The 11,516-nt window shown below is 63.7% G+C and carries 9 protein-coding genes; 4 read left to right on the forward strand and 5 right to left on the reverse strand.

All coding sequences use genetic code 11. The features are described 5' to 3' along the window. Positions 1–2: 2 nt before the first annotated feature. Positions 3–1,220, reverse strand: coding sequence for a urate hydroxylase PuuD (locus ACYG97_RS25910; RefSeq protein WP_023711324.1), 1,218 nt, complete (start codon positions 1,218–1,220; stop codon positions 3–5). A gap of 135 nt (positions 1,221–1,355) precedes the next feature. Here ACYG97_RS25910 and ACYG97_RS25915 point away from each other — a divergent pair, with 135 nt between their 5' ends. From ACYG97_RS25915 to ACYG97_RS25925, 3 genes are all read left to right on the forward strand, one after another. Beyond that, positions 1,356–2,276: a LysR family transcriptional regulator gene (locus ACYG97_RS25915; protein WP_023711323.1), complete on the forward strand. Its 921-nt coding sequence runs from the start codon at positions 1,356–1,358 to the stop codon at positions 2,274–2,276. Positions 2,277–2,383: 107 nt separating this feature from the next. Beyond that, positions 2,384–3,325: an LLM class flavin-dependent oxidoreductase gene (locus ACYG97_RS25920; protein ID WP_023711322.1), complete on the forward strand. Its 942-nt coding sequence runs from the start codon at positions 2,384–2,386 to the stop codon at positions 3,323–3,325. Next, complete coding sequence (locus tag ACYG97_RS25925) at positions 3,322–4,572, forward strand: LLM class flavin-dependent oxidoreductase (protein WP_023732619.1); 1,251 nt, start codon at positions 3,322–3,324, stop codon at positions 4,570–4,572. The genes ACYG97_RS25920 and ACYG97_RS25925 overlap by 4 nt, the downstream gene beginning before the upstream one ends. Positions 4,573–4,584: 12 nt before the next feature. On the opposite strand, the gene xdhC is transcribed toward ACYG97_RS25925, so the two are convergent. The 4 genes from xdhC to uraH all read right to left on the reverse strand — a co-directional run bounded on the left by xdhC (position 4,585) and on the right by uraH (position 9,904). Further along, positions 4,585–5,604, reverse strand: coding sequence for a xanthine dehydrogenase accessory protein XdhC (gene xdhC, locus ACYG97_RS25930; protein WP_460221617.1), 1,020 nt, complete (start codon positions 5,602–5,604; stop codon positions 4,585–4,587). 74 nt (positions 5,605–5,678) lie between these two features. Beyond that, complete coding sequence (gene xdhB, locus ACYG97_RS25935; protein WP_023732617.1) at positions 5,679–8,045, reverse strand: xanthine dehydrogenase molybdopterin binding subunit; 2,367 nt, start codon at positions 8,043–8,045, stop codon at positions 5,679–5,681. Beyond that, positions 8,045–9,526, reverse strand: a complete 1,482-nt coding sequence (gene xdhA / locus ACYG97_RS25940) for a xanthine dehydrogenase small subunit (protein ID WP_023732616.1) — start codon at positions 9,524–9,526, stop codon at positions 8,045–8,047. The genes xdhB and xdhA overlap by 1 nt, the downstream gene beginning before the upstream one ends. Positions 9,527–9,529: 3 nt before the next feature. Continuing rightward, on the reverse strand, positions 9,530–9,904 hold the full coding sequence (gene uraH, locus ACYG97_RS25945; protein ID WP_023683492.1) for a hydroxyisourate hydrolase: 375 nt from the start codon (positions 9,902–9,904) through the stop codon (positions 9,530–9,532). A 183-nt stretch (positions 9,905–10,087) separates the two neighbouring features. On the opposite strand from uraH, the gene puuE reads away from it, so the two are divergent. Beyond that, positions 10,088–11,506 (forward strand): allantoinase PuuE, encoded by a 1,419-nt coding sequence (gene puuE / locus ACYG97_RS25950; RefSeq protein ID WP_023732615.1) that lies wholly within the window; start codon positions 10,088–10,090, stop codon positions 11,504–11,506. Positions 11,507–11,516 lie beyond the last annotated feature (10 nt).

The raw sequence follows: 11,516 nt of genomic DNA on the forward strand, positions 1-11,516 counted from the left end.
CCCTATTTCCCTGCGCCTTCGAACCAGGCGACCAGCAGCGCCCGTTCCTTGTCGCTGATCTGGGTGACGTTGGCGGGCGGCATGGCGTGGCTGCGCCCGGCCTGCAAATAGATTTCACGCGCATGCTCGGCAATGCCGGCGTCGGTGTCGAGCATCACGCCCTTCGGCGCATGGTAGATGCCTTCATAGACCGGCTCGGCCGTATGGCACATCGAGCAGCGGCCAAGCACGGTGTCGCGCACCGCCGGGAAATGCGACGAGGCGATATAGACTTCGGCCGCGGCGGATGCCTTGGGCTCGCCGGTCAGTATTTTCGGCGCTGTCGACAGCCACATGATGATCATGAACAGAACGGCAGCTGCCATCCAGGTCCAGTGCGGATTGCCGGCACGCTTGTGCACGGTGTTGAAATAGTGCCGGATCAAGACGCCGATGATGAACACCAGCGAGGCGATGACCCAGTTGAACTCCGTCGCAAACGCCAGCGGATAGTGGTTCGACAGCATCAGGAACAGCACGGGCAGCGTCAGGTAATTGTTGTGCAGCGAGCGCTGCTTGGCGATCTTGCCGTATTTCGGGTCGGGCTTGCGGCCGGCAATCAGGTCGGCGACGACGATCTTCTGGTTTGGAATGATCACCATGAAGACATTGGCCGACATGATCGTGGCGGTGATGGCGCCCAGATGCAGGAAAGCGGCGCGGCCGGTGAACAGATGCGTCAGACCCCAGGCGATGAACACCAGCACGCCATAGAGCACCAGCATCAGTCCGGTGTCACTTTTGCCGAGCGGCGAGCGGCAGAGCAGATCGTAGACTACCCAGCCGACGCCGATGGTGGCCATCGACAAAAGGATGCCGACCGGCACCGACATCGGCAGCACATTGGGGTCGATCAGGAACAAATCGGCGCCGGCATAGTAGACCACGCACAGCATGGCGAAGCCGGACAGCCAGGTGGCGTAGGATTCCCACTTGAACCAGGTCAGGTGTTCCGGCATTTCGGCCGGCGCCACCAGATATTTCTGGACGTGGTAGAAGCCGCCGCCATGCACCTGCCATTCCTCGCCGAATGCGCCGACCGGCATGCCGGGGCGCTGGCGCAGGCCAAGGTCGAGCGCGACGAAATAGAAGGACGAGCCGATCCAGGCGATGCCGGTGACGACGTGCAGCCAGCGCACGGCGAAACTCAGCCAGTCCCAGAAAATCGCGAAATCCATCATGTGAAATCGTCCCTGCCGATCGGCTGACTTTACGGTGTGGGGCGCAAACGAAAAGAGGCGAGGTGTACGATGACTTTCAAAAAAAAATGGAAAATACTAGGCTGACCACGTACGCCGCCACATAAAGAGCCACGAATGGCCTATCTCGACAACATCGCCGTCTTCGTCCGCGTCGTCGAGCTTGGTAATCTCTCGGCGGCGGGCCGCGACATGCGCATTTCGCCGGCGGTCGCCTCCAACCGCATCAAGGAGCTGGAAAAACACCTCGGCGTGCGGCTGTTCAACCGCACCACACGGCAATTGATGCCGACGGAGCATGGCACGGTGTTCTACTCCGGCGCCAAGCAGGTGCTGGAGGCGATCACCGAGGCGGAAGCCGCGGTCTCGGCTCTTTCCGGCCAGCCGCGCGGCACCATCAAGGTGACCGCCCCGCTCGGCCTTGGACGGCGGCTGGTTGCGTCGGGCATTCCGGATTTCCACGACAAATACCCCGATATCGAGGTGCGGCTGAGGCTCTCCGACCACAATATCGACATCATGAAGGAAGGCATCGACGTCGCCTTCAAGCTCGGCATCATTGAGGATTCCAGCCTGCGGATGCGCGGCATCATGGAATGTGAACGCGTGCTGGTGGCGGCACCGAAATATCTTGAAGCGCGCGGCGAGCCGGTGGCGCCACAGGAGCTGATCGGCAAGAAGCACGACTGCCTGATGCTGCGCTATTCCGGGGCGCGCGAATATGTCTGGACGCTGCAGACGCCGTCCGGCCCGCAGAAATTCGAGGTGCACGGCCCCTACGACACCGACGATGGCGATGTGCTGACCGGCTGGGCGCTGTCGGGCCGCGGCATCATCAACAAGCCGCGCTTCGAGGTGGAACCCTTCATCCGCGACCGGCGGCTGCAGGTCATCCTGGCCAGCACGCCGCCAACGCCGGTGCAGTTCGCCGCCGTCTATCCGCACAAGAAGCTGCAAGACCCCAAGGTGCGGCTGCTGCTCGACTTCATGGCCGAGCGTTGCCAGCGGCTGATCAAGGATTTGCTGGCCGGCAGGTGAGAGGCTGTTGGCCCAGTCGCCAGGGTTGTCTTACAAGCAGGTGACCTTAGGGTCGCATACGCTGCCCTATGATCGATGGTCCCATGCCGACTGACCAGCAAGCCACAATGCATCTTGCCGTTTCGCTCAACATTACTTCCGGGCAGCCGCTCGGGTTTAGCGACCTGGCCGGCTTTGCCAAGCAAGCGGAAGCGGCTGGGCTGGACATGATTGTCCTCGATGATTCCGCGCCGAACAGCGCCGGGTCGAGTTCTTTCGAAGCGACGACCTTGCTGGCGGCGCTGGCGACGGTGACAAGTCGGATCGGCCTTGTCGCTGCAGCCTCGACGGTCGCTCACCAGCCGTACAATCTGGCGCGCCGTTTTGCTTCGCTCGACATCATCAGCCATGGCCGCGCCGGCTGGCACGCGACCATGGCGCAGGCGCCAGGGGAAGCCGCCAATTTCAGCCGGCCGGATGGATTTTCGGACGATGTGTTCCGCCGCCGCACGCAGGAATACATTGGCATCGTTCAGCGCCTGTGGCAGGGCTGGGATGCCGACGCGCTGCTGTTCGACAAGGCCGGCGGCCGCTTCCACGATCCCGAAAAAATGCACCTGCTCGACCACAAAGGCGAATTTTTCTCCGTGCGCGGGCCGCTGAACGTCGCGCGCTCGCCGCAGGATACGCCGGTGCTGGTGCTGTCCGGCCTGTCCGAGGCCGACTTGGATATCGCCGCCCGCACCGCCGATGTCGTCCTGCTGGACAGACCCACAGAGGACGCCAAGGCGCGCCATGACGATCTCAAGCGCCGCGTTGTGGCCTGCGGACGCGATCCGGGTGCGGTCAAGCTGCTGCTGAACGTTGGCGCAGATGTCGCTGCTAACGCGCTCGAAACATTGTTCAGCTCGCAAAGCTGCGACGGGTTCAACATCGCAATACCGCCTGCCGCGATTGACGGTTTCATCGGCCGCGTGCTGCCGGAATTGCAGCGCCGCAGCCTCGTCCGCCCGGATTATCCCGGCACCATCTTGCGCTCGCATCTCGGATTTGCCGGAGGAACGCAATGACCCGCCAGATGAAGCTTGGCGCCTTCCTGTGGGCGACGGGCCACCACATCGCCGCCTGGCGTCGCCCCAAGGCGCATGTTACGGCAGGCATCGACATCGATCATTACATCCAGCTGGCGCGCACGGCGGAAGCGGCAAAGTTCGACATGGTGTTCTGCGAGGACGCCGCCGGTCTGCGCGAAGCCAATGTCGGCATCGCCAGCCAGACCTCACGCTCGATCGGCTTCGAGCCGATCAGCCTGCTGTCCGCGCTCGCCGTGCAGACCAGCGGCATCGGCCTCGTTTCGACGGCGTCGACCAGCTACAACGAGCCCTACGGTCTGGCGCGCACCTTTCTGTCGCTCGATCATCTGAGTGGTGGCCGGGCTGGCTGGAACCTGGTGACGTCGGCCAGCCCCATCGAAGCCGCCAATTTCGGCGCGATGGGCCTGAAACCCCATGCCGACCGCTACGAGCGGGCGCGCGAATTCGCCGAGGTGGTATCAGGACTTTGGCAAGGCAGTGGCTTTCACGGTCACAACGGCCAGAGCTTTTCGGTGCGCGACCCGCTCGACCTGCCGCGCTCGCCGCAGGGCGCGCCGGTGATGGTGCAGGCCGGCGCCTCGGATGTCGGCCGCGACCTTGCCGCCCGCACCGCCGACGTCGTGTTCACGGCGGCGCAGACCCTCGAGGAAGCCAAGGGCTTTTACGACGACCTCAAGGGCCGTATGGCTGCCTATGGGCGTCAGCCCGACGACATCAAGATCATGCCGGGCGTCTCCCCCGTGGTGGCGGAAACCGAGGCCGAAGCGCGGGAGAAACAGGAGGAATTGCAGGCGCTGATCCCCGACGATGTCGGCGTGGCGCTGCTGTCCAGCTATCTCAGCATCTCCGATCTCGGGAGCTATCCGATCGACGGACCGATGCCCGAGCTGCCGGAGACCGAGGGAATGAAAAGCCGCCAGGCGCTGGTCATCGAACAATCGCGCCGCGACGGCCTGTCGATCCGCCAGCTTGCGCGCCATTTCGCCGGCGCACGTGGCCATTGGCGTATCGTCGGCACGCCGGCGCAGATCGCTGACGAATTGCAGGCGCGGTTCGAGGGCGGCGGCGCGGACGGCTTCAACGTCATGCCGTCATACTTCCCCGGCGAGCTCGATGCCTTTGCCACGCTGGTGGTGCCGGAACTGCAGCGGCGCGGACTGTTCCGTCGGGAATACGAAGGCAGCACCTTGCGAGATCATCTCGGCCTGAAGCGGCCTGCTTAGCCGCGCCGAAGCTTAGCCGGCCATCATCTTGTGCTGGACTTCATGGTCGGCATTCGGCGCGGTGTTGTGAACGACCAGTGCCGTCATGATCTCGGCTGCCGCGAGCGCCGCGATCACCGGCGGGCGCTTGTCCCTGACGGCGTCGCCGCCGATCGGGGAGACGAGGCGGGCCAACTCAGCCTCCGTGCCATCCGCCGATTTCAGGAACCAGTTCCTGAACGTCGCTCTCTTGGTTTTCGAGCCGATCATGCCGACATAGGCCGCGTCGTCGCGCTTCAGCGCCTCGGCGACGATGAGGAAATCCAGCGCATGGTCGTGGGTGAGGATGGCGAAGGCGGTGCCGGCGGGGGCGTTTCGCACCTCGGCCTCGGGCATCGGCGTCAGCAGCGTCTCGACGGTTTCCGGCATGCCTTCCAGCGCTTCGGCCCGCGTCTCGATGACGACACCACGCACGGGAAGAAGTGCAACGGTCGAGGCCAGCGCCTGGCCGACATGGCCGCCGCCGAAGATATAGACATGCGGCAGGTGGGCTTCCTCGGCTTCTGCGGCCGCGATCAGCTCGGCAGCAAGCGCGGCATCGACGATACGGATCAAGACTTCGACGCGCCCGCCGCAGCACTGGCCGATCTCGGGACCTAGCGGCACGTCAAGCGTGGCGCGGACTTCATCGACCGCGATGCGGGCTTCTTTACCCTCCCCCTTGTGGGGAGGGTCGGTGAGCGGACGCCGCGTGGCGGCGTCCGCGAAACGGGGTGGCTTGGCACGATCGTCCGCACCCCCACCCCGGCCGGCTTCGCCGGTCGACCCTCCCCACAAGGGGGAGGGTGAAGACCCCACCATCTGCCTCGCCTTGTCGATCGCCATGTACTCGAGCTGACCGCCGCCGATCGTGCCAAAAATCGCCGCCTGCGATACGAGCATGAAGGCGCCCTTCTCGCGCGGAGTCGAGCCTTTGGTGCCGGCCACTTCGACTAGAGCAAGCCGGCCGGCGCTGGCGAGAAAAGCTCTGAGGCTTTGCACTTTCGACTTCATATTTCGCATTCCCGTACGGGAAATATAGGGTTTTTCAGTCTGAATTGCACGTTTTGCCAGAATCCAGGTCAGAGTCAGGCGCTATTCTTGGCTTCACCCTTCAGCCGTTCGATCGCCATCAGCACCCGTTCTGGTGTTGCAGGAGCGTCGAGACGCGGACAGACCTTATGATCGGCCACACTTGCCACCGCGTCCGACAGCGCATGCAGCACAGACATGCCGAGCGGGAAGGGCGGTTCGCCGACCGCCTTGGAACGGTGCACCGTCGGCTCGTTGGCCTCCGGCCAGTCGGCCAGCGTGACGTTGAATATCTTCGGCCGGTCGGACGCGAGCGGGATCTTATAGGTCGACGGCGCATGCGTGCGCAGCCGGCCCTTGTCGTCCCACCACAGCTCCTCCGTCGTCAGCCAGCCCATGCCCTGGATGAAGCCGCCCTCGATCTGGCCGAGATCGATGGCGCGGTTCAGCGAGCGGCCGGTTTCATGCAATATGTCGGTGCGCTCGACGACATATTCGCCGGTCAGCGTGTCGACCGAGACTTCCGAGCACGAGGCGCCATAGGCGAAATAATAGAACGGACGGCCCTCGCCCTTGTCACGGTTCCAGTGGATTTTCGGCGTCTTGTAAAAACCCGCCGCCGACAGTTGGATGCGGGCCATATAGGCCTGCTTGACAAGGTCGGTGAAGGCGATCTCCTGGTTGCCGATGCGCACCCGGTTGGGCAGGAAAAGCACCTGCTCGCGCGGCACCTGGTATTTTTCGGCGGCGAAGTCGGTCAGCCGTTCCTTGATCTGGCGGGCGCCGTTCTGCGCCGCCATGCCGTTGAGGTCGGTGCCGGACGACGCCGCGGTGGCCGAAGTGTTGGGCACCTTGCCGGTGGTCGTCGCGGTGATCTTGACCTGGTCGAGGTCGATCTGGAACTCTTCCGCCACCACCTGGGCCACCTTGACGTAGAGGCCTTGCCCCATCTCGGTGCCGCCGTGATTCAGATGCACCGAACCGTCGGTGTAGACATGCACCAGCGCGCCGGCCTGGTTGTAGTGGGTGGCCGTGAAAGAGATGCCGAATTTGACCGGCGTCAGCGCCAGGCCGCGCTTGATGAAGCGGCTGTTGGCGTTGAAGGCCTGGATGATGCGGCGGCGCCCCGCATAGTCGGCGCTCGCCTCCAGCTCGGCGACGATGCGGTGGATGATGTTGTCCTCGACCGTCTGGTGATACGGGGTGACGTTGCGGCCCCCGTCTTTATCACCACTGGTGCCATAAAAATTCTGCTTGCGGATTTCGAGCGGGTCCTTGCCGACGGCAAAGGCAACCTCGTCGATGACGCGTTCGGCGCCGACCATGCCTTGCGGGCCGCCGAAGCCGCGAAACGCCGTGTTCGACACGGTGTTGGTGTAAAGCGGCGCCGATTGCGCATGCACCGCCGGCCAGAAATAGGTGTTGTCGCAATGGAACAGCGCGCGGTCGGTGACCGGGCCGGACAGGTCCGATGAAAAGCCGCAACGCGCCGCGAACATGAAGTCGACGCCAAGAATGTTGCCGTCGTCGTCGAAACCTACTTCGTAGTCGACGAGGAAGTCATGGCGCTTGCCGGTGGCAATCATGTCGTCGTCACGGTCGGGCCGGATCTTGATCGCGCGATGGTGTTTCTTGGCGGCGATCGCCGCCAATGCCGCAAACTGGTTGCCTTGCGTCTCCTTCCCGCCGAAGCCACCGCCCATACGGCGGATTTCCACCGTGATGGCATTGCTCGGCACGCCCAGCGCATGGCTGACCATATGCTGCACTTCGCTCGGATGCTGGGTCGAGGAATAGATGGTGACGTCCTGGTCCTCGCCAGGAATGGCCACTGCGATATGGCCTTCGAGATAGAAATGCTCCTGGCCGCCGATGCGCATCTTGCCCTTCAGCCGGCGCGGCGCCGACTTGATCGCGGCAGCGGCATCGCCACGCTTCAGCGTGAGCGGCGGCGTGACCAGCTTGTCCTTGCGGGGGTCGAGATCGCCAATGTCGGTGACGAAAGGCAATGGACTGTATTCGACCTTGGCCAGCCGGGTGGCGCGGCGCGCCTGTTCGCGCGTCTTGGCAATAACGCAGAAGATCGGCTGACCATAAAACTGCACCTTGTGGTCGGCCAGCACCGGCTCGTCGTGTCGACCGGTCGGCGAAATGTCATTTTCGCCCGGAACGTCCTTGGCCGTCAGCACATCGACGACGCCCGGCGCCGCGCGCACCGCCGACAGATCCATTTTGCTGATCGTCGCATGCGTCGCCGTGGACAGGCCGAGGCAGCCATGCAGCATGCCCGCCGGTTCCGGCATATCGTCGATATAGACCGCGCTGCCGCTGACATGCTTGTGCGCGGAATCGTGGCGCTGGTCGGCGGCGACGCCACCGGAAATCTTCTGCGCCTTGAGATCTGGAGAGGCGTGCTTGTTCATCAGGCCGCCTCGTTGCGTGACACCTGGAACGGCGCCTTGCTGCCGCTGGTTTCGGCAAAAAAGCGCAGCAGCAGGTTCCTGGCCGCCAGCGCCCGGTATTCGGCCGATGCCCGCATATCGGTCAGCGGGGTGAAATCGCCGGCATATTCAGCCATGGCCGCTTCCACCGTTGTCTCCGTCCACGGCTTGCCGAGCAGCGCTTTTTCGACACCGAAAGCCCGCTTCGGGGTGGCCGCCATGCCGCCATAGGCGATGCATATATCGGCCACGGTTCCGTCCTTGGCCAAGTCGAGGAAAAAGGCGCCAAGGGCTGCGGTGATGTCCTCGTCGCGGCGCTTGGTGATCTTGTAGACGGCAAACTTCGTGCCCTTGGCCGGCACGGGAACGTGCACGGCCTCGACGAATTCGCCTGGCTGCCGGTCCTGCTTGCCATAGGCGATGAAGAAATCCTCGAGCGCGATGGTGCGCCGCTTCTTGCCGCGGCGCAGCGTCAGTTGCGCACCAAGCGCGATCAGGGGCGGCGGCGTGTCGCCGATCGGCGAGCCATTGGCGATGTTGCCGCCGATGGTGCCCATGTTTCGTACCTGTTCGCCGCCGATGCGGTCGAACAATGGCCCGAGCGCGGGGATGCGCTTGGCCAGTGTCGCGAAGGCGTCGGTGTAGGTGACGCCGGCGCCGATGGTGATGACGTCATTGTCTTCGGAGATCGCGCACAGCCCCTCGAGATTGCCGATGAAGACTACCGGTGAGATGTCGCGCATGTGCTTGGTGATCCACAGGCCGACGTCGGTCGAGCCGGCGACAACAGTGGCGCCGGGCTCCTTGTCCAGTACAGCGGCGAAATCGTCGACGTCAGCCGGCACAACCAGCCGCTGCTTGCCGGCGCCGATTTCGACGCGGGCACCGTCATGCATAGCCTCGAGCCTGGCGGTGATCGCCTTGCGCTCGGCCGCCAGCGGATCCTTCGCCGCCTTGCCGTAGCTGGAGATGGCACGCGCGGCGCGCATGATTGCCTCATAGCCGGTGCAGCGGCAAAGATTGCCTTGCAAGGCCTTCTCGATCGCCGCATTCGACGGGTCCGGCGACTTCATCCACAGGCCGTAGAGCGACATGACGAAGCCCGGCGTGCAGAAGCCGCATTGCGAAGCGTGGAAATCGACCATCGCCTGCTGCACCGGATGCAATTGGCCAGGCGCGCCGCGCAGATGCTCGACGGTGACGACATGGGTGCCGTCGAGCGAACCGAGGAAACGGATGCAGGCGTTGACGCTTTCATAAACCAGCTTGCCGGCGGACAATTTTCCGACCAGGACCGTGCAGGCGCCGCAATCGCCCTCGGCGCAGCCTTCCTTGGTGCCGCGCATCGAGCGGTCGAGCCGCAGCCAGTCGAGCAAGGTCGCGTCGGGCGCCACCGACGACAGCGCGACATCCCTGCCATTGAGGATGAAGCGGATCTCGTTGCGTATTGTGATCTTGGCCATGCGTCAGCTCCCCCTGTAGGTCGAGTAGCCATAAGGAGAGATAAGCAACGGCACGTGATAATGCACGGATTCCGCCATGCCGAAGCGGATCGGCACACTGTCGAGGAAGGCCGGTTCCGGCAGTTTGGTGCCCTGGCCGCGTAGATAGTCACCGGCGGCGAACACCAGTTCGTATTCGCCGAGGCGGAATTCCGCTCCTGCCAGCAGCGGCGCATCGCAGCGGCCGTCGGCATTTGTGACGATGGTCTTCAAATGTATCCGCGCGTCGCTCTCAAGATGATAAAGCGCGATCGACAGGCCCGCCGCCGGCTTGCCGGTCGCGGTGTCGAGCACATGCGTCGTCAGACGTCCGCCATCGGCTCTCGACGTTTCTGCCACTGGCGCCTCCCATTTCCGATACAGCCGAACAAAGCAGTGAATTGTGCGCCAATTAAAGGCGATGCATAAGTCCCGGTCGAGCGGAGCGGCACAAAAACACTTTCAAAAATTTCGGGGGAATGCGCAGGCACCCCTTTCGACTATCCTGATCACAACTTCCGGCGGTGTCCGGCAGGAGGGGCAATGCGTTACTCTAGAGACATGCGCGGCTACGGAGCCAACCCACCGGATCCGAAATGGCCAGGCGGCGCGCATGTGGCCGTGCAGTTCGTCGTCAACTACGAGGAAGGCGGCGAAAACTGCGTGCTGCATGGCGACAAGGCTTCCGAAGCCTTCCTGTCGGAGATCGTCGGCGCGGCGCCCTGGGTGGGCCAGCGCCATTGGAACATGGAATCGATCTACGAATATGGCGCCCGCGCCGGCTTCTGGCGGCTGCTGCGCCTGTTCAGTGAGGCTGACGTGCCGGTGACCTGCTATGGCGTCGCCTCAGCGCTTGCCCGCTCGCCCGACCAGGTGGCGGCGATGCAGGACGCTGGCTGGGAAATGGCCTCGCACGGGCTCAAATGGATCGACTATCGCGACCACAGCGCCGAGGACGAACGCCGTGACCTCGAAGCGGCGATCAAGCTGCATTACGAGGTGACGGGACAGCGCCCGACCGGCTGGTACACCGGCCGCACCTCGGTCAATACGGTGCGGCTGGTCGCCGAAGAGGGCGGCTTCGACTATGTCTCCGACACCTACGATGACGAACTGCCCTACTGGTTCGAGCACAGCGGCGGCACGCAGCTCGTCATTCCCTACACGCTCGACGCCAACGACATGCGCTTCGCCACGCCGCAAGGCTTCAATTCGGGCGATCAGTTCTTTGCCTATTTGAAAGACAGTTTCGACACGCTCTGTGCCGAAGGCAAGGCCGGGCGGCCACGCATGATGAATATAGGCCTGCATTGCCGCCTCGTCGGGCGGCCGGGCCGGGTGGCGGCGCTGAAGCGCTTCGTCGATTATGTGAAATCGCACGACAAGGTCTGGCTGGCGCGGCGCATCGACATCGCCAGGCACTGGCAGGAGCACCATCCCTACCAGCCGGCGGCGCTCAAGCCGTCGAAGATGGAGTTCGAGACCTTCGTACACACATTCGGCGGCGTATTCGAACATTCGCCCTGGATCGCCGAACGCGCCTTTGAGCTTGAGCTCGGGCCTGCGCATGACAGCGCCGGCGGCCTGCATAATGCGCTGTGCCGTGTCTTCCGCGCCGCCAGCGAGACCGAACGGCTCGGCGTGCTCAACGCCCATCCCGACCTTGCCGGCAAACTGGCCAAGGCCAAGCGACTTACTGCGGAATCGACGAAAGAACAGGCCTCCGCCGGACTCGACGCGCTGACCGACAAGGAACGCGAACTGTTCTCCAAGCTCAACGCCGCTTACGTCACCACCTTCGGCTTTCCCTTCATCATCGCGGTGCGGGGCAAGACCAAGGAGGAAATCCTCGCCGAGTTCGAGGCGCGCATCGGCAACAGCCGTGGCGTCGAACTCGATACCGCCTGCAAACAGGTCGAGCGCATCGCGCTGCTGCGCCTGAAAGACATGCTCCCGCTCTAATGAAATGACT

Source organism: Mesorhizobium sp. W067, from assembly GCF_054719525.1.

Excerpts from the sequence above, each read along its gene's own strand:
- ACYG97_RS25910 (WP_023711324.1), bottom strand. The coding sequence starts at position 1,220 with ATGATGGATTTCGCGATTTTCTGGGACTGGCTGAGTTTCGCCGTGCGC.
- ACYG97_RS25915 (WP_023711323.1), top strand. The coding sequence starts at position 1,356 with ATGGCCTATCTCGACAACATCGCCGTCTTCGTCCGCGTCGTCGAGCTT.
- ACYG97_RS25920 (WP_023711322.1), top strand. The coding sequence starts at position 2,384 with ATGCATCTTGCCGTTTCGCTCAACATTACTTCCGGGCAGCCGCTCGGG.
- ACYG97_RS25925 (WP_023732619.1), top strand. The coding sequence starts at position 3,322 with ATGACCCGCCAGATGAAGCTTGGCGCCTTCCTGTGGGCGACGGGCCAC.
- xdhC (WP_460221617.1), bottom strand. The coding sequence starts at position 5,604 with ATGAAGTCGAAAGTGCAAAGCCTCAGAGCTTTTCTCGCCAGCGCCGGC.
- xdhB (WP_023732617.1), bottom strand. The coding sequence starts at position 8,045 with ATGAACAAGCACGCCTCTCCAGATCTCAAGGCGCAGAAGATTTCCGGT.
- xdhA (WP_023732616.1), bottom strand. The coding sequence starts at position 9,526 with ATGGCCAAGATCACAATACGCAACGAGATCCGCTTCATCCTCAATGGC.
- puuE (WP_023732615.1), top strand. The coding sequence starts at position 10,088 with ATGCGTTACTCTAGAGACATGCGCGGCTACGGAGCCAACCCACCGGAT.